Genomic DNA, 23,377 nt, shown 5'->3' on the forward strand with positions numbered 1-23,377 from the left:
CAAATACTTGTTAAGCGTATTTGCTATACCGAAAGTAACAATTCTTCCTCAAATCTCCAAATGTTTATCCCGAAATTCATAAAATACATTTTAAAGATGTGGTAGAGCGAATATTTACAGTATACTTTCATTCGAATGAGCATAGGGTTCACACGTGACCAGATGCCCATTTTTCATCTTCTCAGTCTTACGTAACTCCTCGATCCACTCTTCATATTCCTTTTTTACGGAAGGAATGACTGTTTCCCTCAGAAGGATCTCACGCGGTTTGTCATAATAGTGGGATAGTTGCTTGGGAGTCCATTTAACCCCTTGCCTGTCCCATGTTCTCCCGATGATGTCAAATTCCTCGACTTTCTGCGCAAGCATCGCATTCAATGCAGTCGCATTGTCCGTACGCGGCCGGAACCGTTGAGTTTTTTGATCCCAATTCTTATATAGACCCGTTATAGGCAGAACTTTCGGTACACGAGGGTACGGGTCCTTGTAAATGATCATGGTGATCTTTACAAAATCCGGCCTATTCTTGTCGGGTTGCCCCTTGAGTCTGATTGTGAAAGTGGTGCTTGCCATAAACCATTAGTAATTAGTTTGTTAGTCGTATAGGGTTGAAACCTACAACAAAGACTACATAAGTTTAGACTGAGCGCCAATGGGATAGTTTACGATTCTTTGTAGAATTTCAGGGACTTTAATACCCTAACCACCTTAATATGAATTAGTTGTAAATAAGATGGTTTAATAGTTATACGTTAAACCAACAATTCATGTAACGTAATGACTATCATTAGTTTATCAACCTATGCGCTATAAGCGTTGAGAAATCTGTAACGTATATAATTATCCGGCAATTATTAGTCATTTCAATTAAAACAGACCCGACTATCTTATCATCCTTTTTATAAGTAAATCCCATCTGATAAATACAAGCACCAGCTTTCAAAGCTAACAATTCATTTCCATCACCTTCTTTACAAGGAGATTTAAAATTCTTACCACTAAAGTTGGACTACCGTATTTTTGATCGTAAAGATCAACCAATTGTTCATATGCACTTTTGATCTCTTTCCAAGTATCAAAATTATGCATAAACATAACCCTAACTTTCCAAATTGTATTTGAAATCGGAGTAGAGTAAATCTTAATATGACTATCTCTTCCTGTAAACGATCCTGATAAAACATTTTCATTCACCGTCTTATTCCCACACGTTTCTATATAACGAACTCTTCTATATCCCTGCAACTCTAATTCTTCTATGAATTCTTGCTCTTCTCCATCAATCGGCAATCCCTTGAAGGTAAAATGTTCGGTTTGCGCACAAACGAATCCACAGAACAAAAAAAAGCAAACGGTCAGTAGAACCTTTTTCATCATTTTAGAGTTTTTTCCGCCCGCACCCCAACAGAGGTTAGTAGAAAAAGAAAGCGCGGTGCCGAAGCCTATTTCAGAATCGTAGGTCGTAGGATACCTTTGGGAATAAAATAAGCAACCGCTCCCACGCCTATATCCGCTCAAAAACGGATACGACGCGGCAAGATGTTTGCCTATCCCCAACCCAAGTGAATTTCCTACGTTCACGATTCGGGAATAGACTACACTTTCCGTGTTTGTCAGTATGTGCAACAAATGTAGCACAATTTTCTGAAAAAACCGTATCTTTGAACCACAAATCCGATCCGCCATGCCGAACATCCCCTTAGCCGAACGCCTGCGCCCCCGCACGATGGACGAATACATCGGGCAGGAGCATCTCGTGGGCACAAAGGGCGTGTTCCGCAAGTTCTTCGAGACGGGAAACGTCCCCTCGTTCATCCTCTGGGGACCTCCGGGCGTGGGCAAGACCACGCTGGCCAAGATCGTCGCCACACAGCTCGAACGCCCGTTCTTCACCCTCTCGGCCGTTACGTCGGGCGTCAAGGACGTGCGCGAGGTGATCGAGTCGGCCAAGAAACAGCGCTTCTTCGACCAGAAACCCCCGTTTCTGTTCATCGACGAGATACACCGCTTCAACAAGTCACAACAGGATTCGCTGCTGGGCGCCGTCGAGCAGGGGGTGGTAACGCTGATCGGCGCCACGACCGAGAACCCCTCGTTCGAGGTGATCCCGCCGCTTCTGAGCCGCTGCCAGGTCTACATCCTCAAACCGATGGAGGACCGGGACCTCCAAACACTTTTGGACCGTGCACTCACCATCGACACGGAACTCAGGGAACGGGAGATCGAGGTACAAGAGACCGGCGCGCTCTTCCGCTTCTCGGGTGGCGACGCACGAAAACTCCTGAACATTCTCGACATCGTGGTCGGAGCCACCGACGGCAAGGTGACCATCTCGGACAAGTACGTCACCGACTGTCTCCAACAGAACATCGCCCTCTACGACAAGAACGGCGAACAGCACTACGACGTCATCTCGGCCTTCATCAAGTCGGTCCGGGGCAGCGACCCCAACGCGGCGGTCTACTACCTGGCGCGGATGCTGGCCGGCGGCGAGGAGCCTCGCTTCATCGCCCGGCGGCTGGTGATTCTCGCGTCGGAAGACATCGGACTGGCCAATCCCAACGCCCTCCTCTTGGCCAACGCCTGCTTCGACACGGTGCACAAGATCGGCATGCCCGAGGCGCGCATCACCCTCGCCGAAGTCACCATCTATCTGGCCACCAGCCCCAAGAGCAATTCGGCCTACATGGCCATCAACAAGGCCCTTTCGCTGGTCGAGCACGACACCACCAACCGCCCCGTGCCGCTGCATCTGCGCAACGCGCCGACCCGCCTGATGGACAAGGCGGGCTACGGCAAGGGCTACAAATACGCCCACGACTATGCGGGCCATTTCGCCGAACTGGAGTTCCTGCCCGAGAGCCTTGCAGGTACGAAATTCTACGAACCGGACACCCAGAACGCCGCCGAAGCCAAGATCGCCGAGCGCATCCGCGAATTGTGGAAAGGAAAGTATTGACATTTCCCGTACGCGGCACCCCGTTATAAAGAAAACGAATGAAGAAAATAGGCATCATCTCCGACACGCACGGCACGTTCGACGACACGCTGCGGGAGTTCCTGCGCGACGTGGACGAAATCTGGCATGCGGGCGACATCGGATCGCTCGAGGTGGCCGACCGCATCGCGGCGTTCAAGCCTCTCAGGGCCGTAAGCGGCAACATCGACAACGGCCTGACGCGCCGCGTCTATCCCCAGTTCCTCTCTTTCGAATGCGAGGAGGTGCGGGTGCTGATGACCCACATCGGCGGCTATCCGCGCCGATACGACCCGCGGGCCGTCGAGAAAATCCAGCAACTGCGCCCCAAACTCTTCATCGCAGGGCACTCCCACATCCTCAAGGTCATCTACGATCCGGTCTACGACCTGCTGGCGGTCAACCCCGGCGCCGCCGGGCAGTACGGGTTGCACAAGGTCCGCACGGCTATCCGCCTTACGATCGACGGCGCCGACATGCGCGACATGGAGGTCGGCGAGTGGGCGAGGGGCAAATCATAATTCAGAATTAAAAATTAAAAATTAAGAGTTTTCCGTCATTCCGAATGCAAGTGAGGAATCTTCCGGTAGTTTTGATCTCTCGTCGCTTATGCTCGGTCGGGATGACACTCTTTTATTTCTTGGCCTCTTTCACCCTTTCCTGCGCCCCCTCGGCAAAACTCGGGATCGGGGAAACTTTTCACCTTTATCCTTCAACCCGCCTCGGCGGCTTGACTTTGCCGCTTGGCATAACCCGCAAGAGGTCTTTGCGCTCGCTCACAGTTCACTTTTCACCTTGCCGTCCTGCGCCCGGGGTGACTGCGGACTGCCGCCGACAGGGGCGGCGAACTCTTTGCGCTTTTTGGTCGGCAAAGCGGTGTAAAAACCGGCCGACCGACAAAAAAACGGCCGACCCGAAAGGTCGGCCCTGTTTGCTTTCGGCTATGCTACCCGCAGCCGGACGCCCTGCGAGCGATCCGCCTCGACGACCACCGTGTCGCCCTCGTGGAGTTTGCCGTCGATGATGAGCGTCGAGAGCGGCTCCTCGACATTGTCCATGAGCGTCCGCTTGAGCGAGCGCACGCCGTAGCGCGACTCGTAGCCCATGGCCGCCAGGCGGCGTTTGGCGCCGTCGGTGATCTTGACGTTGTAGCCCAGCGAGCGGGTGCGGGTAAACAATCCCTCCAGCTCCAGCTCGATGATGCGCTCCACGTCCGGCACCTCCAGCGTGCGGAACAGCACGATGTCGTCCACGCGGTTCAGAAACTCCGGTGCGAAAGTGCTCTCCAGGGCCTTGCGGTACTCGATCCGGGGCGTCTCGGTCTCGGAAACGTTCTTCGAGGGGGTGCTGTACCCCACATGGACCGCTTTCTGGACCACGGCCCGCGAGCCGACGTTCGAGGTCATGATGATGATCGTGTTGCGGAAATCGACGCGGCGTCCCGAACCGTCGGTCAGATGTCCCTCGTCGAAAATCTGCAACATGGCGTTGAAGACCTCGGGGTGCGCCTTTTCGATCTCGTCGAACAAAACCACGGCGTAGGGCTGGCGGCGGACCGCCTCGGTGAGCTGACCGCCCTCGCCGTAGCCGACGTAGCCCGGAGGCGAACCGATCAGCCGCGCCACGTTGTGCTTCTCGGCGTACTCGCTCATGTCGATGCGGATCAGTCCGCGATGCTCGTCGAAGAGCCATTTCGAAACCTCCTTGGCCAGCAGCGTCTTGCCCACGCCCGTGGGGCCCACGAAGAGGAAGACCCCGATGGGACGCTTCTCGTCCTTCAGCCCGGCCCGCGAGCGGCGGATGGTGCGCGAGATGCGGTCCACGGCATCCTCCTGACCCACCACGCGGCGTGTGAGGTGGTCGCGCAGCGTTCTGAGGCGGGTCATCTCGCCGCCCGAGACACGCTCGGCGGGAATGCCCGTCATGGCCGTGATGACCTGCTGGATGTGCGCCTCGCCGATCTCGACGGGGTTCTCCTCGAGCGACCGCTGCCACCGGGCGCGGTTTTCGGAGAGCTTCGAACGGAGCGCCAGTTCGCGCAGCCGCGCCGAAGCGGCTTTCTCGTAGGTGAGCGCCTCGACCGCTTCGCGGCGTTCGCGCTGCACGTCCGTCAGCGCGGTCTCCATCTCGCGCAGCTCGGCCGGTTCGCGGGCCGATTCGAGGTGGGCGCGCGACCCGGCTTCATCCATCACGTCGATGGCCTTGTCCGGGAAATAGCGGTCGGTGATGTAGCGCCCCGTGAGCGTCACGCAGGCCCGCAGCGCCTCCGCGGTGTAGCGCACCTTGTGGTGCCGCTCGTAGTGGGGAGCGATGTTGCGCAGGATTTCGAGCGTCTCTTCGGGCGTCGTCGGCTCGACGATCACTTTCTGGAAACGGCGCTCCAGGGCCGAGTCGCTCTCGATGTTCTCGCGGTACTCGTCGAGCGTCGTGGCGCCGATGGTCTGCAATTCGCCTCGCGCCAGCGCCGGTTTGAGGATGTTGGCCGTGTCGAGGCTGCCCTGGGTCGAACCGGCACCCACGATGGTGTGGATCTCGTCGATGAAGATGATCGTGTCCTGCGCCTTGCGCAGCTCGTCCAGCAGCTGCTGCATGCGCTCCTCGAACTCGCCGCGGAACTTGGTGCCCGCCACCAGCGACGAAACGTCGAGCGAGAAGAGGGTCTTGTCGGCGATCGTATAGGGGACCTCGCCCCGGGCGATGCGCAGGGCCAGCCCCTCGACGATGGCGCTCTTGCCCACGCCGGCCTCGCCGATGAGGATCGGGTTGTTCTTCTTGCGGCGCGAGAGAATCTGCACCACGCGCTCGATCTCCTGCTCGCGTCCCACCACCGGATCGATCCGGCCCTCGCGGGCCAGGCGCGTAAGGTTGACGCCGAACTTGTCCAGCAGGTGCGGCTGCTCCTTGGTCTCGGCCTGGTTCCCGGCGTTGCCGTCGAGCATGCGCACCTCGATCTCGGTGCGGAAATCGTCGCCTACGGCGAACTGTTGCATGTCCTCCGAAATGCGCTCCGGCGTGACGCCGTACATTTCCAGTACGCGCGAGGTCGCCGTGGTGCGGTCCGAGGCGATCGCCAGCAGGGCGTGGGCCGTCGAGATGCTCCTTACGGCACCCGCCGTGGCACGCAGCCGCTCGCCGAAACCACGGTAGAAAGTTTCGGGGTCCTCGCGCACAGTGGGCTTCGCACCCGCCATCTCGTGCTCGATGCGCAGGCGCACCTGGTAAAGCTCCCAGTCCTTGAGCCGGGAGGACAAAAGCTGGTAGGCGAGCGACCCCTCTTCACGGAGCAGCTCCAGCGTGAGAAAGTCTTTCAACGAATGGGTCAGCCCCGCCTTCGTGGTATTGAATGCCGCCCGGGCAAGAATACCCTCGAGCGTTTTCGAAATTTTCAGTTGCATGTTGCGTCGTCTTTTTTTGGATTCGCAAAGATAACGACAGACGGGATGGGAATATTATATGGACGCTTTCGTATAATCATGGGTTCGGATATGTTGATTTTTAGCACTTTCCGTCGGATACCATGCCCCCGAACCGACCGTTTCCGGGCCGTTTTAGCAGCTGATAAACAGCCCTTTGCGGGCTGTTTTGTTGTGCGTGCGGGCGCTTTTGTTTAGCTTGCATTTTTTTGTTGCGTGCCCCTGCGGAACTCCGACCTCATCCGATTGATTATCACGAAAATCCGAACACGTCGCAAACCCGACTTTTTTTACCGAAAAAACTTTTGCTGTGGATGATTCGGCTCTTCGGGAGTAGACAAAAAAGGCGAAGCCCCCTGCGCGGCGGCGCTCGGGGCGAAAAAACAGGCGGAGGCAGGGATTTTCCCGAGGCTTTTTCGTACCTTTGCGTCCTATGTCATACAGTTTCCGCAAATACAAATCGCAATACAAGGCCAACCTGCTGCTCGCGCTGCCCGTGGTGCTGACGCAGGTGGGACAGATCCTCACGCAGTTCGCCGACAACCTGATGGTGGGCCGCTACGGCGGCGACGACCCCACGCCGCTGGCGGCCGTCTCGTTCGGCGGCGCGGTCTTCTTCATCCTCTTCATCGCCGCCATCGGCGTAGCGCTGGGCATGACGCCCCTGGTGGGCGAGCTGTTCGCCCAGGGCGACCGGCGCAGGTCGGCGGCCCTGTTGCAGAACGGCATCCTCTTCTACACGCTGTTGGGCGCTGCGATGGGGCTGGTACAGTGGGCCGTCACGCCGCTGCTCTACCACCTCGGGCAACCGGCCGATGTGGTCGACATGGCCATCCCCTACTACCGGATGCTGGTGATGAGCATGCCTTTCATCATGCTTTTCTTCGCGTTCAAGCAGTTCCTCGAGGGGGTAGGCAACACCAAGGTCGAGATGGTCGTCACGCTTGTTATCAACCTGATGAACATCGGCTTCAACTGGGTCTTCATCTACGGCCGCTGGGGAATCCCCGAGATGGGCGCCGAGGGGGCGGGGCTCGGAACGCTGCTTTCGCGCATGATCGCCCCCGTGCTGATGATCGGCTATTTTTTCAACCGCCGCAAATACCGCATCTACCTCGACGGATTTTCACCCTTGAACTACTCGTGGCGGACGATCCGCAGCCTGCTCGGCATGGGGCTGCCGATCTCGCTGCAAATGTTCCTCGAAGCCTCGGCGTTCGTCGGAACGGGGATCATGATGGGGTGGTTCGGCGAGCAGGCCACCATAGCCATGAGTTCCAACCAGATCGCCATCACGCTGGGCAACTGCGCGTTCATGATCGTCATGTCGATCGGCGCGGCCACCACCATCCGCGTCTCGCACTGCTACGGCGCGCGCAACATCGCCGAGTTGTCGCTGGCGGCCAAGGCCTCCTACCACCTGGTGCTGGCCTGGAACGCCTTTGCGGCACTGGCTTTCATCTCGCTGCGCCACGTCATTCCTACCCTCTTCACCACCAATGCCGAGGTGATCGCCCTGACGTCGCAGCTGCTCGTCTTCGCGGCCCTCTACCAACTGTCGGACGGCATACAGAACGTCTCGGTGGGCATTCTGCGCGGCATTCAGGACGTGCGGATCATCATGCCCATCGCACTGGTCTCCTACTGGCTGCTGAACCTCCCGGTGGGCTACCTGCTGGGCTTTACGCTCGGCATGGGGCCGGCGGGACTGTACGTGGGTTTCTCGTTCGGACTCTCATGCGCTGCCCTGCTGATGATCCTGCGCATACGCCGCAGCGTGCGGAAACTATACGTTTCCGCAATTGAAAATTAAAAATTAAGAATTAAGAATTCTGGAATAATAACATATCAGGCGAAAGCGTCTCTCCCAATTTTTCATTTCTAATTTTTCATATTTAACTCATTATAGCTAACTTTACGGGAAATTACACTATATGGATACCGAACAACAACATAAAGGGTGCTGCAAGCCCCAGATCGGCCGCGGCTGCGCTTTCTGCGACTGCGGCGCGGAGGTGGGAGCGGAACCTTGCGAGGGGTGCTTCAAGCTCCACGAAACGGACTGGCTCGCCGAGTACCCCGCCAATATTCCGACCGATATTTTCGAGGTGCGTTTCAAGAATACGCGCCGCGGTTTCTACCAGAATGTCAACAACCTCGATCTCAAGGAGGGCGACATCGTAGCCGTCGAGGCCTCGCCGGGCCACGACATCGGCATCATCACCCTGACGGGCGACCTGGTGGCCCGCCAGATGCGCCGCACGGGGTTCAACCCGTTCAACGGAGAGTTCAAGAAAATATACCGCAAGGCCAAGCCCTACGACCTGGAGCGCTGGCAGGAGGCCATTTCGATGGAGCACGAAACGATGATCGCCGCGCGTCAGATCGCCGCCGACATGGGGCTGAACATGAAGATCGGCGACGTCGAATACCAGGGCGACAAGATCAAGGCCATTTTCTACTACATCGCCGACGAACGCGTCGATTTCCGCGAACTGATCAAGGTCTTCGCCGAGCGCTTCCACATCCGCATCGAGATGAAGCAGATCGGTGCGCGCCAGGAAGCCGGACGCATCGGCGGGCTGGGCGCCTGCGGCCGCGAGCTGTGCTGCGCCTCGTGGATTTCCAGTTTCTCGAGCGTGACCACGGGAGCTGCCCGCGTGCAGGAGATTTCGCTCAACCCCCAGAAGCTGGCCGGGCAGTGCTCCAAACTCAAGTGCTGCATGATGTACGAATACGACACCTACGTCGACGCCCGCAAGGAGTTCCCGCGTCTGCGGGAGCCGTTGCAGACCGTCGACGGTGAGTGGTATGTCGTCAAGAGCGACGTATTGGCCGGCACGATGACTTTCTCGTCGTCCAAGGAGTGCATGGCCAACGTCACCACGCTCGGTATCGGGCGCGTGCGGGAGATCATGGCGCTCAACCGCGCTGGCAAGAAGCCCGAGCAGTTGCTCGACGCCGACGACCTGCCGGCCGCAGCCGACGAACCGACCTACCGTTCGGGCTCCGACGAGGACAGCATCACCCGCTTCGACAAGAGCAAACGCCGCAAACGCGGCGGCCGCAACAATGCCCGCGGCGAACGCCAGAACGGTTCGGGAGCACAAGCCGCTGGCGGCGACCGGACCGAGCCGTCCGAACGCCCCGCACGGCAGGAGCACGGGACACGGCGTCCGGAACGCAACCGCCCCGAGCGCAGCGGCTCGGAGCGCCGCCAGGAGCGTCCGCGCAACAACGGCGTCCCGGGCGCAGAACGCGCCGAAAACGGAGCATCGGACCGTAGCGACGGGGCTCCGCAAGATAACGGCGGGCGCAACGGCGCCGGCGAACGACACGCAGGCAGCGGCGCCAACCGGGACCGCAACGGCGGCTCCGACGGCCAGCGCCGCGAGGGCCAACCGAACCGCAGCCGCAACAACCGCAACCGCCGTCGTCCGGGCGGCAACCCGGAGGGCAACGGCGGAGAGGGCCGCCCTGCAAACGGACAAGGCAACGGAAATTCCGGAACCACCGGCGAAACCCGCTGAGCGATGCGATCCCCGGCCGGGAACAGAGGACGCAGCCTGCTCTGTGCGGCGGTTTTGTCCCTCGCGGGTTGCATATCACCCCGCGAGGGGATGGTCACGGACGTGGACCCGGTGCGGTGGGATGCTCCGGCCGGAGTCGTAATCCCCAACGCCGACACGACGTCCCTGCGCGAGATGGCGCTCTTTCTGCGGCTGAACGACCGCTTTGGAGACGATACGGTGAGTTTTCGGATCGAGGTCCGCACGCCCGACTCGCTCCGCTGCGAGGAGACGGTCCTCTTCGCCGTTCCACGCGGACAATCGTCCGCCGCCCGGGCGCGCATCGCCGACATTCCTTACCGCAGCCGCGTGCAGTTCCCTCTTACGGGCGATTACCGCCTGACCGTCACCCCCTGCCGACCCTTGCAGGGCGTCGAGGCGGTCGGAGTCCGATTGCAGCCAACCGCGGCAAGATAACCCCGGCGACAGGGCCGTTAGACCGGAAAAGATTGACACTATGGGAAAAGACAAACTCCGCAGATTCCGCGAGAACCTCGATTTCGCATGCTTCGTACAGCCCGATTTCGACACCGTTTTTCGCTGCGACCACCCGCTCAAAGGGCACTGGCACCGCGATTTCTTCCACAACGACAACCCCATTGTCCTGGAGCTGGGCTGCGGCAAGGGCGAATACACGGTCGCTCTGGCCGAGCGGGACCCCGCGCGCAACTACATCGGCATCGACATCAAGGGCGCCCGCATGTGGCGCGGCGCGAAGACCGCCACCGAGCGGGGCATGCCCAACGTGGGCTTCCTGCGCACGCGGATCGAGTTCATCGACGCGCTTTTCGCCGAGGGCGAGGTCTCCGAAATCTGGATCACCTTTCCCGACCCGCAGCTCAAGGGCCGCCGGGCCAAGAAACGCCTCACCTCGCCGCTCTTTCTGGAGCGGTATGCGCGGCTACTCGCTCCGGACGGAAAAATCCACCTGAAGACCGACTCCAAGCACCTCTACGACTATACGACCGAGGTCATCCGCCGCCTGTCGCTCCCCTGCGAGGTTTCCGAGGCGGACATCTACGGCTCGGGATACGCCGACGAGGTGCTCTCGGTCAAGACTGCCTACGAGCGGCGGTTCCTCGAGATGGGACTTCCGATCACCTACACCCGCTTCACGCTGGGCGGCCGCCGCGCATTTCCGTGGTTCGACTGGGACGAGGACGAAAAGGCGGAAAAAGACAACGAAGCCGAACGCCGCGCGGTCCGCGACTGAGCGGCCTATCCACTTTCCAGACGACCTCCACGTCCGGCCCGATTTTAAACATTTTACGCCCGAACGGTGTCTTACTGCGAACTTTTTTTCGTATATTTACACCACATAAAATCCCAAGCGACATGGATGTGAAGATTGCCTCCGACTGGAAAGAACTGCTCGCCGAGGAGTTCGAGAAACCCTATTTCGAGGAGCTGACCCGCTTCGTCAGGCAGGAGTATGCTACGGTGCGTGTCTTTCCGCGCGGCAGCAACATCTTCCGCGCGTTCGACAAGTGTCCGTTCGACCGGCTGAAAGTGGTCGTCATCGGCCAGGACCCCTACCACGGTCCGGGGCAGGCCAACGGCCTCTGTTTCTCGGTGGCCGACGGCGTACCGTTCCCGCCCTCGCTGCAAAACATTTTCAAGGAGGTCGCCGACGACACCGGCACGCCCGTCCCTGCCTCGGGCAATCTCGACCGCTGGGCCGAGCAGGGGGTGCTGCTGCTCAACTCCGTGCTCACGGTGCGGGCCCACCAAGCCACCTCGCACGCCGGGCGCGGCTGGGAGACTTTCACCGACGCGGTGGTACGGGCCATCTCCGAGCGTAAGGAGGGCATCGTCTACATGCTCTGGGGCAGCTACGCCCAACGCAAGGGCGCCATCGCCGACCCCACGCGCAACTGCATCCTAAAGGCCGTGCACCCCTCGCCGCTCTCGGTCTACCGGGGTTTCTTCGGCTGCCGCCACTTTTCGCGCGCCAACGAATACCTCCGCTCGATCGGCAAAACGCCGGTCGAGTGGTAAACGATACGCTTATGAGACCACGTATTTTTTATCTTCTTGCCCTTGCCACCCTCCTCGCGGGGTGTGCGGCGCAGAAAAAGGCGCAGCAAGCCGAGCGGTCCGGAGCGGCGTCAAACCGGTTGGATGAGGACGCCGAGCGATCTGAAGCGGCCTATGCCGCGGCACTGCATGCGCTGGAAGCGGGAGAATTCCATATCGAAGCACGCGAATTTCGGTTCAACTCGGTGAGACAAGCTCCCTTGATCTCGTCAAACAGCTACGTTCAGATGCACGCAGGCCGTGCTACGGTCGAGTTCGGTCCCCACATCACCGGCAGGTCCTACATCATCGACGAGAGCATGTACCACCAGCGCGCTACAATTACCCGCGAAAAACCTACCTCGAACGGCGATTTGCAATTCACGCTCCGCGTCTCCGATCCGGAGAATCTTTACAGGATTCGCCTGGCGATCCGGCTTTTCCGCAACACCAACACCTGCTTGGCAAAGGTCTACTACGGCGATCATAAAAACCCTTACGATTTCAAGGGGTATATCTACCAGTACGATCCCAAAAACGCAACCCGGCAGCAGTAGCCGCAACGATCCGACGGAACAAAGAATCCCGACCTTTTTGCGGTCGGGATTTTCGTGTCCGGTCCCGGACATGCCAACTGGTGTCGCCGCGCGTGAAACGATCGATTTTCCGCGCCCGGCTTCGGCAGACACGAACGAGCATAACGTAAAACCCCGGTCCTCGCCAGAGCGCAAGACCGGGGTTTATCGTTCGATAAGGGATGCTATCCCAGATAGGATTTCAGCAACTTCGAACGCGACGAGTGGCGCAGGCGGCGGATCGCCTTTTCCTTGATCTGCCGCACGCGCTCGCGCGTGAGGTCGAATTTCTCGCCGATCTCCTCGAGGGTCATCTCCGAGGTGCCGATGCCGAAGAAATACTTGATGATGTCGCGCTCGCGCTCCGTGAGGGTCTCCAGCGCGCGGTCCACCTCCGTGGAGAGCGACTCGTTGATCAGCCCGCGGTCGGCGTTGGGCGAATCGGGGTTGACCAGTACGTCCAGGAGCGAGTTGTCCTCGCCGTCGGCGAACGGCGCGTCCACCGAGACGTGGCGACCCGCCACGCGCAGCGTGTCCGTAACTTTCTCTTTCGGGAGCTCCAGCTCCGTGGCCAGCTCCTCGGGCGAGGGGGTGCGCTCGTGCTCCTGCTCGAAACGGGCGAACGCCTTGTTGATCTTGTTCAAGGACCCCACTTGGTTCAGGGGCAGACGCACGATGCGCGACTGTTCGGCCAGGGCTTGCAGGATCGACTGGCGGATCCACCACACGGCGTAGGAGATGAACTTGAAGCCGCGGGTTTCGTCGAATTTCTCGGCAGCTTTGATAAGTCCCAGGTTTCCCTCGTTGATCAGGTCCGGGAGACTCAGTCCCTGATTCTGGTATTGTTTGGCCACGGAGACCACGAACCTGAGGTTTGCTTTGGTCAGTTTCTCGAGGGCCTCCTGGTCTCCTTTCTTGATTCGTTGGGCGAGTTCCACCTCCTCTTCGACCGTGATGAGCTCCTCCTTGCCGATCTCCTGCAAGTACTTGTCCAGCGACGCGCTCTCGCGGTTGGTGATGGATTTTGTAATTTTTAATTGACGCATTTTCTATCTTTTACTCCAAAATTTTCTTCATTTGAGGAACCTGCCCGTACCTTTCCGATGGAATCGGGCCGGCCCGGCGCTTCAGCCGGGCGCGGCCCTCTTTCCGTATCGGTTCGGCGCGCTACTCCACCAGCACGTAGGTGGCCGAGCGGCCGTTGGGATAGATGCCGTCGATCGAACGGACCTTTTCGGTCATGCGCTGCATGTCGGCCAGCGAACGGACCGGACGGTCGTTGATGTGCGTAATCACGAATCCCTGCTTGACGCCTGCGCGGGCCAGGATGCCGTCGGCCTTGATGCCGATCACCTCCACGCCGCCCCGAATGTCGAGCTGGCGCAGGAGTTTGGTGCCCGCATCGGCGAACTTGCCGCCGAGCGCTTCGATCACATCGACGTCCTCTTTGGTTATCAGTTCCGTCTTACCTGCTTTATTACGCAAGGTAACCTCGATTTGTTTCACTTTGCCGTCTCTTTTTACCGATAATTCGACCCGATCGTTCGGTCGGTGGCGTGCAATCTGCTCCTGGAGCGTTCCGGCGTCGTTGAGCTTCACGCCGTCGATGGCAAGAATCACGTCGCCCTTGCGGACCCCGGCTTCCGAAGCGGCACCGCCCTCGACCACCGCAGCCACGTACATGCCGCCGATCTCGGTGAGTCCCAAATCCTTACCCTCCGCGTCGAGGAAATCCTGGTCCACGGGGCGGAACTGGATGCCCAGCAGCGCCCGCTGCACCACGCCGAACTCCTTGAGGTCGACCACGACCTTGCGGACGATCGACTCGGGAATGGCGAACGAATAGCCGATGTAGCTTCCGGTCTGCGACTTGATCAGGGTGTTTATACCCACCAGTTCGCCGTGCGTGTTCACGAGCGCACCGCCCGAGTTGCCGGGATTCACAGCTGCGTCGGTCTGGATGAACGACTCGATCGAGAAATCGTTGGGAATGGCTCCCAGCTTGCGCGCCTTGGCGCTCACGATACCGGCCGTGATGGTCGACTGCAGGTCGAACGGCGATCCGATGGCCAGCACCCACTCGCCCAGCCGCAGTGCATCGGACGAACCGAACGGCAGCGTAGGCAGTTCCGTGGCGTCGATCTTCAGCAGCGCCAGGTCCGTGGCCGAGTCCTTGCCCACGAGTTTGGCGTCGAACGTGCGGCCGTCGTTGAGCTTCACGCGCAGCTTCGAGGCGCCGTCGACGACATGGTTGTTGGTCACCACATAGCCGTCGGCCGAGATAATCACGCCCGAACCGCCGGCGCGCTGCTCGCGGAACTGCGGTTCACCGCCGCCCCGGTAGCCGTAGTCCTGCGGAATGCCGAAGAACTCGAGAAACGGATCGTAACCGCGCCGGCGCATCTCGACCTGCTGGATGGCCTCGATATTGACCACGGCTTTGACCGCATTCTCGGCGGCGTAGGTCAGATCGGGGTATTGCCCCGCTTCGTAAGAGGTGAACTGCGTCCCCAGGGCGGGCGTCCGCTCCACCTCGCGTTCGATGAACTGTACCGGATTCTCGCCCTCGGAGGCGATGCTCCAGGCCGCCAGACCGCCCGTAGCGGCCGACACGGCGATGACTCCCAAAAATAAAATAGCCTTTTTCATAATAATCGTGTGTGTTTGGTTTCTATTACTTTAGGCAACTTCGTTCATAGGCTTGTTTTTCGTTTGCAGGATAAACGATTCGGGCCGCCGGGTTAGTATGCCGACCACACAAAAATCGGGACAACCCCGAGGTTATCCCGATCTTTTAAATGCGGTCTGCGGCTCAGAGTCCGAACTCGCGGCGGATGCACTCCACGGCGTCGAGCTTCTCCCAGCCGAAGAACTCGATCTCGCGCTCCACCTCGCGGCCGTTCTCCCACACTTTCTCCATCTTTTTATAGGGACGGTTCCCGAAATGGCCGTAGGAGGCCGTGGCTTCGAAAATGGGGTTCTTCAGCCCGAAGCGCCGCACGATGGCTGCCGGACGCAGGTCGAAAAGCTTGCCGATGCGGCGCGCGATCTCGCCGTCGGTCATCCCCTCGAGCGCCGCCGGACGGGGCGAACGGTAGGTGTCGACGTAGATCGACAACGGCTCGGCGATTCCGATGGCGTACGAAAGCTCGACCAGCACCTCCCGGGCCACGCCCGCAGCGACGAGGTTCTTGGCGATGTGACGCGCCGCGTAGGCCGCCGAGCGGTCCACTTTCGAGGAGTCCTTGCCCGAGAAAGCGCCCCCGCCGTGGGCACCGCGGCCGCCGTAGGTGTCGACGATGATCTTGCGGCCCGTGAGGCCCGTGTCGCCGTGGGGGCCGCCGATCACGAACTTGCCCGTGGGGTTGACGTGCAGGATGTAGTCGTCGCCGATGAGCTGGGCCAACTGGTCGCCGGCACGCTCCAGGCGGGCCTTGACGCGGGGGATGAGGATCGTGCGCACGTCCTCGCGGATGCGCTCCTGCATCCGCCGCTCGGCCTCCTGCTCCGTGAGGCCGTCGCCGGCCTCGATGAACTCGTCGTGCTGCGTCGAGACCACGATGGTGTGGACGCGCAGCGGTTTTCCGGTCCGTTCGTCGTACTCGACGGTCACCTGCGACTTGGAATCCGGCCGCAGGTAGGGCATCGCCTTCCCCTCGCGGCGGATAACGGCCAGCTCCTTGAGGATCACGTGCGAGAGGATCAGCGTCGCGGGCATCATCTCGCGGGTCTCGTCGCAGGCATAGCCGAACATGATCCCCTGATCGCCGGCGCCCTGCTCCTCTTCGGCCTCGCGGACGACGCCCCGGTTGATGTCCTGCGACTGCTCGTGGATGGCCGAGAGAATGCCGCACGAGTTGCAGTCGAACTGGTAATCGCTTTTGGTGTAGCCGATGCGGTTGATTACGCGGCGCGCCACGCCCTGCACGTCGACGTACGCCTCCGAGCGCACCTCGCCCGCCACGACCACCAGGCCCGTGGTGCAGAGGGTTTCGCACGCGACTTTCGAGTTGGCGTCGCGGCGCAGGAATTCGTCCAGAATGGCGTCGGAAATCTGATCCGAAACTTTATCGGGGTGTCCCTCGGACACCGACTCCGATGTAAATAAGAAGCCCATGATATACGGTTTTTTTGGGTTAAACGTATAAAATGGGAAAAATTGGCTGTTTGGGAATAAAAAAAGCTGTTTTAGCGATTTTTTATTGTGGTTTGCAATCAGTCAAATCTTTCCACATTTTCCCGCCTTTCACAACGGGAGGGCAAAGTTAGGCTGAAATATTCACAATTCAAAATTATGTCGTAACAAAAAAATGAGTATCTTTGTTTCGACATAGTTTTTTAAACGTAGTATTACGTTATTGTTCTGCAACCAAAAACGGCAAATTTATGAGCGCAGGAACGATAAATGTAATGCTCACGCGGTTGCGTGGGTTTTTACTTTATCGTGCGTTCGGGTATTGCCGTACCTTGGTTGCTGATAGGTAACGGACCCGCGCATTTTTATGAAAAAATCCACCTTTGTCCTCCTCTGTCTGTGGCTCGTGACCGCAGGCTTCCTGCTCCGCGAACACCTTGACCAGTACAACCGCCGCAGGCAGTTCGAGGCGATGGAGACCGCATTCAAAGCCCGGAACGAAACCCTGGATTTCCGCATAGCCCTGCTTATCCAAAGCTATAAGGGACAATCGAAGAGGCAGATAGAAACTCTATACCACAGATACACGTGCGATGGCACGCTCGACGAAATCTTCGACCTGGACAACAGCCAGCGACACTTACTCTGGCAGATGGCCGAGGTGTGTCCGAACGACTGCACCCCGCGGCTCCTGCATTGCGCCGTCAGGCTGATGAACCTCACTTTCCGCAACGACGTGGCCCAGATGCCTTTCCTCTACCGAGCGTTCCAGCCCGACTGCTATGAATTTCCGGACGAGACGCTCCGACCGTATATGGATGACCAGGCCAAAGACCCGAGCGATCCTTTCTGATTCCAAGGATCAGGGTTTTGTCCTAATGCTGGATGCTCCGCGAGAACCGGGTTCCGTGCATTGTAAAGAACGGGGCGGATGGGCAGTACATGACGTACATTCCATTCGCCCCGTGCGAGGGATGTGCGGAAATATCCGCATAAAATCGGAAACTACTTTTTGAGCATTTTCTTCACCTCTGCCGCGACGGTCGCGCCGTTGTAGCCGAACTGCTCGTCGAGCACCTTGTAGGGGGCCGAATAGCCGAAATGGTCGAGACCGTGGATCGTGCCTTTTTCGCCCACCAGTCCCAGCAGGTTCACCGGAAGTCCCGACGTGAGGCCGTAGCGGGGGATTCCGGCGGGCAGCACGCTCTGCTGGTAGGAGCGGGGCTGGTCGCGGAACAGCCCCTCGCTCGGCACGTTCACCACGCGCACGGCGATACCCTCGCGGTTCAACTGCTCGGCGCCCTCCACGAGCGTCGATACCTCGGAGCCGGTAGCTATGAGCACGGCGGCGGGCTTGGCGGCGTCCATCACCACGTATCCGCCTTTCGAAACCTGTGCGGCTTCGCCCCGGCGGCTGCCGCCCAGCGTCGGCAGGTTCTTGATATTCTGACGCGAGAGGATCAGTGCGACGGGCCGCTGCTCCTCGAGCGCGAGTTTCCACGCCAGGACGGTCTCCTCGCCGTCGGCCGGGCGCAGCACGACCATCGAGCGTTCGCCCCGATGGTTGCGGAGGTGCTCCATCAGGCGGATCTGCGCCTCGTGCTCCACGGGCTGGTGCGTCGGGCCGTCCTCGCCCACGCGGAACGAGTCGTGCGTCCAGATATAGATCACGTGCAGGCGCATCAGGGCCGAGAGCCGCACAGCGGGCTTCATGTAGTCCGAGAAGACGAAGAACGTGCCGCACGCGGGGATGACGCCGCCGTGCAGCGCCATGCCGTTCATCACGCAGGCCATCGTCAGCTCCGACACGCCCGCCTGGAAGAACTTGCCGCTGAAATCGCCTTTCGTGAACGCCTTGGTCTTCTTGAGGTAGCCGTCGGTCTTGTCCGAATTCGAAAGGTCGGCCGAGGCGACGATCATGTTTTCGACCTTCTCGGCCAGCACGCCAAGCACTGTCGCCGAAGCAGCGCGCGTGGCCCCGTTGGCTTTCATCTCGATGGACTTGTAGTCGATCTCGGGAAGCTTGCCCGAGAGGAACGAATCGTACTTGCGGGCCAGCTCCTTGTGCTCCTTGCGCCATGATTTCTCGATGGCGGCCTGCCCGGCAGCCCACTCCCTGAGCGCCTCACGCCGCTCGGCGAAGACCTCGCGGCTCTCTTCGAACACCGCGAACGGATCGTCGGCATTCCCGCCCAGGTTGCGGACCGTGGCCGCGAAATCGGCTCCGGCGGCCGTCAGCGGCTGTCCGTGGGTCGAAACCTTGTCCTCGAAGCTGACCCCCTCGGGTCCCACGGCCCCCTTGCCCATCGTCGTGCGGCCGATGATGAGCGTCGGGCGCTCGGTCTCGGAGATCGCCGCCACGAGCGCTTCGCGCAGGGCGTTGATGTTGTGTCCGTCGACCGTGAGCACGTTCCAGCCCCAGGCCTCGTATTTCATGGCGACGTTCTCGGTGTCCACCTCGTCGACCTTGGTCGAAAGCTGGATGTTGTTCGAGTCGTAGTACATGATGAGGTTCGACAGCCCCAAGTGGCCGGCAATGCGGCCCACTCCCTGCGAAATCTCCTCCTCGACGGCGCCGTCCGAGATGTAGGCGTAGGTCCTGTGGGCCATCCACTCGCCGAAGCGGGCGGCCATGAACCGTTCGGCGATCGCGGCGCCCAGCGCCATGGCATGTCCCTGCCCCAGCGGACCGGAGGTGTTCTCCACGCCGCGCACGACGTCGACCTCGGGATGTCCGGGGGTCGGACTGCCCCACTGGCGCAGCGATTTCAAGTCGTCGGTGGTATAGTGTCCGGCCAGCGACAGCACCGAGTAGAGCATCGGCGACATGTGTCCCGGATCGAGGAAGAAACGGTCGCGCAGGGGCGAAGCCATGTTGTCGGGATCGTAGCGCAGAAACTCGGTATAGAGCACCGTGATGAAATCCGCGCCGCCCATGGCGCCGCCGGGATGGCCCGACTTGGCCCGCTCGACCATCGCCGCCGACAGGATGCGGATGTTGTCGGCCACACGCGTTAGTTTCGAATTCGTAGACATTCTTTTAAGATCGGTATTAAGTTTTATTCTGGCTGTTACACTTTCTGCGGCCGGTTCCTTGCGGCCGGCGGCCGGCATTAAAGTCCGGGCCGGGGAGGGCAAACCGCGAACAAAGATAGAAAAAATCTCCTATCCCACCTGTTTCAGGGAGAGAATATTCGCTTTCTCGATCTTCGTGCGGGCATAGGGCAGCGAGACGGTGTACTTGCACGTATCGGTCGAGGGCAGGTCGAACATGGTGTCCATCATGATCGCCTCGCAGATCGACCTGAGGCCCCGCGCACCGAGCTTGAACTCCACGGCCTTGTCCACGATATAATCCAGCACGGCGTCGTCGAACGTGAGCGTCACGCCGTCCAGTTCGAACAGCCGTTTGTACTGCTTGACGATGGCGTTGCGGGGCTCGGTCAGAATCTTCCGCAGGGCTTCGCGTCCCAGGGGCTGCATATAGGTCAGCACCGGAAGACGGCCCACCAACTCGGGAATCAGTCCGAACGATTTGAGGTCCTGCGGCGAGACGTACTGCATCAGGTTGTTGCGGTCTACGCCCGCCGTGTTGAGCCGGCCGTAGCCCAGGGCGCGGGTATTGAGCCGTTGGGCGATCTTCTTCTCGATGCCGTCGAACGCGCCGCCGCAGATGAAGAGAATGTTGCGCGTGTTGACCTGGATGAATTTCTGGTCGGGGTGCTTGCGCCCGCCTTGGGGCGGCACGTTGACCACCGTGCCTTCGAGAATCTTCAGCAGCGCCTGCTGCACCCCCTCGCCCGAGACGTCGCGCGTGATGGAGGGGTTGTCGCCCTTGCGGGCGATCTTGTCGATCTCGTCGATGAAGACGATGCCGCGCTCGGCCTGCTCGACGTTGTAGTCGGCCACCTGCAACAGCCGCGAGAGAATGCTCTCCACATCCTCGCCCACGTAGCCCGCCTCGGTGAGCACCGTGGCGTCGACGATGGTAAAAGGCACCTTGAGCAGTTTGGCGATGGTCCGGGCCATGAGCGTCTTGCCCGTTCCGGTGGGTCCCACCATCACGATGTTCGACTTGTCGATCTCGACCTCCTCGTCGCCGGGGGCGTACAGCAAGCGCTTGTAGTGGTTGTAGACGGCTACGGACATGTAGCGCTTGGCATCGTCCTGCCCGATGACCCACTGGTCGAGGAACTCCTTGATCTGGGCCGGTTTGAGCAGTTCCTCCTTTTTCAGGGGCGGAGCCGCCGGGCGGCGGCGCTCGGTGGCCACATCGTTTTCGACGATGATCTTGTAGCCGTTCTCGATGCACTTGTTGCAGATGTTGGCGCCGTCCGCTCCCTGGAACATCAGTTCCACGTCGATGCGCTTGGCGCCGCAGAACGAGCAGCAGTCGCCGCCGTTCATATCCTTGTGGTTTCTGTTCTGCGCCATTACTTTTCGCGTTTTGAGAGCACCTCGTCGATCAGACCGTATTCCCGCGCCTCGCAGGCCGTGAGCCAATAGTCGCGGTCGGCGTCTTTCTCGATCTTCCTGATCGGAACGCCCGAATGGTTGGACAGGATTTCGTACAACTCGCGCTTGGTCTTCTGAATCTCGCGCGCCGTGATCTCGATGTCCGAGGCCGGACCCTGCGCGCCGCCTAACGGCTGATGGATCATTACCCGCGAATGGGGCAGCGCCGAGCGTTTGCCCGCGGCTCCGGCCGTCAGCAGCACGGCCCCCATCGAGGCCGCAAGCCCCGTGCAGATCGTCGCCACGTCGGACGAGACCAGCTGCATGGTGTCGTAGATACCCAGTCCGGCCGAGACCGAACCGCCGGGCGAGTTGATATAGATCTGAATATCTTTTTCGGGGTCTACCGACTCCAGGAAAAGAAGCTGGGCCTGGATGATGTTGGCCGCATCGTCGTAAATGGGAGCGCCCAGGAAGATGATGCGGTCCATCATCAGGCGCGAGAAAACGTCCATCGTGGCGATGTTCAACTGCCGCTCCTCGATGATCGTGGGCGACACGTAGGATGCGCTGACCGACTGGAAATCATGGAGTTTCAAAGAACTGATCCCGCAATGTCCGCGCGCGTATTTTTCGAATTCCGACATGGTTGTCTTGTTTATTTTCTCAATTATCCGTCCCGGTCGCCGCAGCCCGGCGGCCACCCGTCGTCCGGGAAAGTGCTTCGGAAAGCACGAAAAAGGACTTTGCAAACATCAAGCCTGCAAAGTCCAAAGATAGGCTTTTTTCAGCAAATCCTAAAGCTCTTTGGCCAATTTGGCGAAATCGTCCGCGGAAACGGCTTTTTCCGATACTTTGACCTTGGCCCGAACGGCCTCGACCACTTTCGTCTCGAAGAGCTTTTCGTAGATTTTCTGCGCCTGCTCCTTGTCCGCGAGAATCTTCTCGGCGTAGCCCGCGAGCATCTCCTCGGGAGCCGACGGCATGCCGTACTGGGCGAACTGGGCGGCAGCGAGCGCCTTGGCCTCTTCGGCGGCCTCCTCTTTCGATACGGTGAGATTCTCTTCCTTGATAAAATGCTTCTGGAGGTAGTTCCAGGTGAACATCTTCAGGAACTGGTCGAAATCGCGCTCGATGTCCTCCATCGGGAACTTGCCCTCGTTGATGGTGTAGAGCCAGCGCTTGAGGAATGCCTCGGGCATAGGAAGCGCAGCCTTGCGGATCAGGTAGTCGCGCAGCTGCAGCGTGAAGAGGTAGTCGCTCTCGCGCGACAGCTCCCGCGAAATCTCCTCGTCGATGAAGCGGTCCAGCCCGGCCTCATCCGTCACATTGCCGGCGGGGAATGCCATCTTGAAGAACTCCTCGTTCAACTCCGGCTCGGCGAACTTGCGGATCTTGGTGATTTCGAGCGTAAATTCGGGGTTGATCGACGCCAGCTCCTCCTCCTTGACCTGCAACACGGCGGCGCGCTGCGAGGGGGTCTTGTAGAGGTCGTTGACGTTGACCGTGGTCTTGTAACCCACTTTCTGTCCGATGAAAGGTTTGCGCTCCTCCTCCGAGAGGGAGATCAGCCCCACGTAGGCGTCCGCGACGTTCATCTCCCCGTTGTCGAGCGTCACCGAGAGGGCCTCGTCCGAGGTCACCTCCCCGGCGTCGACCAGACGGCCGAAGCGGCGCAGGAAATTCGAGCGGTAATCGTCGTGCATCTTCTTGTCCACGACGATGCGGTGGTACGTGAGCTCGTCTTTGTCCGACAACTCCAGTTCGATCCGGGGCGCCTCGCCGATCTCGAAGACGAACTCGAACTCGGTGCCGTTCTCGAAATCGAACTCGCCCTGCTCCTCGGAGGGGATCACGTCGCCCAGGTAGTCGATGCCCTCCTTCTGGAGGTATTCGAACACGGCGTTCGACGCCGTGCGGTACGCCTGTTCGGCCAGGACGCCCTTGCCGTACATCTTGCGGACCAGCCCCATCGGCACCATGCCGGGACGGAAACCGGGTATGTTGGCCTTGCGGCGGTATTCGCGCAGGGATTTCTCGACCTCCTGTCCGTAATCCTCCTCGCCGACGGTTACCCGTACGAGCGAGACGTTCTGTTCGCGTTGTTCTCTTACGATCTTCATACTGAATGAGTTGTATTTGTTATTCTGCTGTTTTGTCCTCGGAATCGGATGGCAAAGGTATGAAATTTATCCGGGAGGCGCAAGATATTCTTATATAATTAGTACCTTTGTACG

The 23,377-nt window shown here is 59.5% G+C and carries 19 protein-coding genes; 9 read left to right on the plus strand and 10 right to left on the minus strand.

Translation table 11 applies throughout. The annotated features are described in order from the left end of the window. Positions 1-114: 114 nt before the first annotated feature. Positions 115-573, minus strand: coding sequence for a hypothetical protein (locus ACMQ11_RS09140; protein WP_418992460.1), 459 nt, complete (start codon positions 571-573; stop codon positions 115-117). Positions 574-945: 372 nt separating this feature from the next. Further along, positions 946-1,374, minus strand: coding sequence for a hypothetical protein (locus ACMQ11_RS09145; RefSeq protein ID WP_418992461.1), 429 nt, complete (start codon positions 1,372-1,374; stop codon positions 946-948). A gap of 310 nt (positions 1,375-1,684) precedes the next feature. On the opposite strand from ACMQ11_RS09145, the gene ACMQ11_RS09150 reads away from it, so the two are divergent. Further along, a complete protein-coding gene (locus tag ACMQ11_RS09150) occupies positions 1,685-2,959 on the plus strand; it encodes a replication-associated recombination protein A (RefSeq protein ID WP_418992462.1) in 1,275 nt (424 codons plus the stop codon). A 38-nt stretch (positions 2,960-2,997) separates the two neighbouring features. Next, positions 2,998-3,498, plus strand: a complete 501-nt coding sequence (locus ACMQ11_RS09155) for a metallophosphoesterase family protein (RefSeq protein ID WP_418992463.1) — start codon at positions 2,998-3,000, stop codon at positions 3,496-3,498. Positions 3,499-3,918: 420 nt separating this feature from the next. Here the strand turns inward: ACMQ11_RS09155 and ACMQ11_RS09160 are convergent, their stop codons facing one another. Beyond that, complete coding sequence (locus tag ACMQ11_RS09160; RefSeq protein ID WP_418992464.1) at positions 3,919-6,372, minus strand: ATP-dependent Clp protease ATP-binding subunit; 2,454 nt, start codon at positions 6,370-6,372, stop codon at positions 3,919-3,921. A 451-nt stretch (positions 6,373-6,823) separates the two neighbouring features. Between ACMQ11_RS09160 and ACMQ11_RS09165 the strand changes: the two genes are divergently transcribed. The 6 genes from ACMQ11_RS09165 to ACMQ11_RS09190 all read left to right on the plus strand — a co-directional run bounded on the left by ACMQ11_RS09165 (position 6,824) and on the right by ACMQ11_RS09190 (position 12,532). Continuing rightward, entirely contained in the window at positions 6,824-8,203 is a 1,380-nt protein-coding gene (locus tag ACMQ11_RS09165) for an MATE family efflux transporter (protein ID WP_418992465.1), read from the plus strand. 121 nt (positions 8,204-8,324) lie between these two features. Next, entirely contained in the window at positions 8,325-9,920 is a 1,596-nt protein-coding gene (gene ricT, locus ACMQ11_RS09170; RefSeq protein ID WP_418992466.1) for a regulatory iron-sulfur-containing complex subunit RicT, read from the plus strand. Between the two features lie 3 nt (positions 9,921-9,923). Continuing rightward, positions 9,924-10,376: a hypothetical protein gene (locus tag ACMQ11_RS09175; RefSeq protein WP_418992467.1), complete on the plus strand. Its 453-nt coding sequence runs from the start codon at positions 9,924-9,926 to the stop codon at positions 10,374-10,376. A gap of 40 nt (positions 10,377-10,416) precedes the next feature. After that, the gene (trmB, locus tag ACMQ11_RS09180; protein WP_418992468.1) at positions 10,417-11,172 is read left to right on the plus strand and encodes a tRNA (guanosine(46)-N7)-methyltransferase TrmB; all 756 of its coding nucleotides are present in this window, start codon (positions 10,417-10,419) and stop codon (positions 11,170-11,172) included. Between the two features lie 122 nt (positions 11,173-11,294). Further along, positions 11,295-11,957 carry a uracil-DNA glycosylase gene (gene ung / locus ACMQ11_RS09185; RefSeq protein ID WP_418992469.1) on the plus strand — a complete coding sequence of 221 codons (663 nt, stop codon included), beginning with the start codon at positions 11,295-11,297 and terminating at the stop codon, positions 11,955-11,957. Positions 11,958-11,968: 11 nt separating this feature from the next. Continuing rightward, positions 11,969-12,532, plus strand: a complete 564-nt coding sequence (locus ACMQ11_RS09190) for a DUF4251 domain-containing protein (RefSeq protein WP_418992470.1) — start codon at positions 11,969-11,971, stop codon at positions 12,530-12,532. A 203-nt stretch (positions 12,533-12,735) separates the two neighbouring features. Here ACMQ11_RS09190 and ACMQ11_RS09195 read toward each other — a convergent pair whose 3' ends face one another. The 3 genes from ACMQ11_RS09195 to metK form a co-directional block, all read right to left on the minus strand. Further along, a complete protein-coding gene (locus ACMQ11_RS09195; RefSeq protein ID WP_010266169.1) occupies positions 12,736-13,596 on the minus strand; it encodes a sigma-70 family RNA polymerase sigma factor in 861 nt (286 codons plus the stop codon). Between the two features lie 121 nt (positions 13,597-13,717). Beyond that, on the minus strand, positions 13,718-15,199 hold the full coding sequence (locus ACMQ11_RS09200; protein ID WP_418992471.1) for a Do family serine endopeptidase: 1,482 nt from the start codon (positions 15,197-15,199) through the stop codon (positions 13,718-13,720). A gap of 163 nt (positions 15,200-15,362) precedes the next feature. Continuing rightward, positions 15,363-16,667, minus strand: a complete 1,305-nt coding sequence (gene metK, locus ACMQ11_RS09205; protein ID WP_418992472.1) for a methionine adenosyltransferase — start codon at positions 16,665-16,667, stop codon at positions 15,363-15,365. Positions 16,668-17,052: 385 nt separating this feature from the next. Between metK and ACMQ11_RS09210 the strand changes: the two genes are divergently transcribed. Then, entirely contained in the window at positions 17,053-17,538 is a 486-nt protein-coding gene (locus tag ACMQ11_RS09210; protein WP_418992473.1) for a hypothetical protein, read from the plus strand. 152 nt (positions 17,539-17,690) lie between these two features. Here ACMQ11_RS09210 and ACMQ11_RS09215 read toward each other — a convergent pair whose 3' ends face one another. The 4 genes from ACMQ11_RS09215 to ACMQ11_RS09230 all read right to left on the minus strand — a co-directional run bounded on the left by ACMQ11_RS09215 (position 17,691) and on the right by ACMQ11_RS09230 (position 23,263). After that, entirely contained in the window at positions 17,691-19,721 is a 2,031-nt protein-coding gene (locus ACMQ11_RS09215; protein WP_418992474.1) for a transketolase family protein, read from the minus strand. A gap of 129 nt (positions 19,722-19,850) precedes the next feature. After that, positions 19,851-21,119 carry an ATP-dependent Clp protease ATP-binding subunit ClpX gene (gene clpX / locus ACMQ11_RS09220; RefSeq protein WP_418992475.1) on the minus strand — a complete coding sequence of 423 codons (1,269 nt, stop codon included), beginning with the start codon at positions 21,117-21,119 and terminating at the stop codon, positions 19,851-19,853. Continuing rightward, entirely contained in the window at positions 21,119-21,787 is a 669-nt protein-coding gene (gene clpP, locus ACMQ11_RS09225) for an ATP-dependent Clp endopeptidase proteolytic subunit ClpP (RefSeq protein WP_418992476.1), read from the minus strand. Before clpP ends, clpX begins: the two co-directional genes overlap by 1 nt. 150 nt (positions 21,788-21,937) lie before the next feature. Next, complete coding sequence (locus tag ACMQ11_RS09230) at positions 21,938-23,263, minus strand: trigger factor (RefSeq protein ID WP_418992477.1); 1,326 nt, start codon at positions 23,261-23,263, stop codon at positions 21,938-21,940. Between the last annotated feature and the right edge of the window lie 114 nt (positions 23,264-23,377).

The sequence above is a fragment of the Alistipes sp. genome (assembly GCF_048465575.1).
GTDB lineage: Bacteria > Bacteroidota > Bacteroidia > Bacteroidales > Rikenellaceae > Alistipes.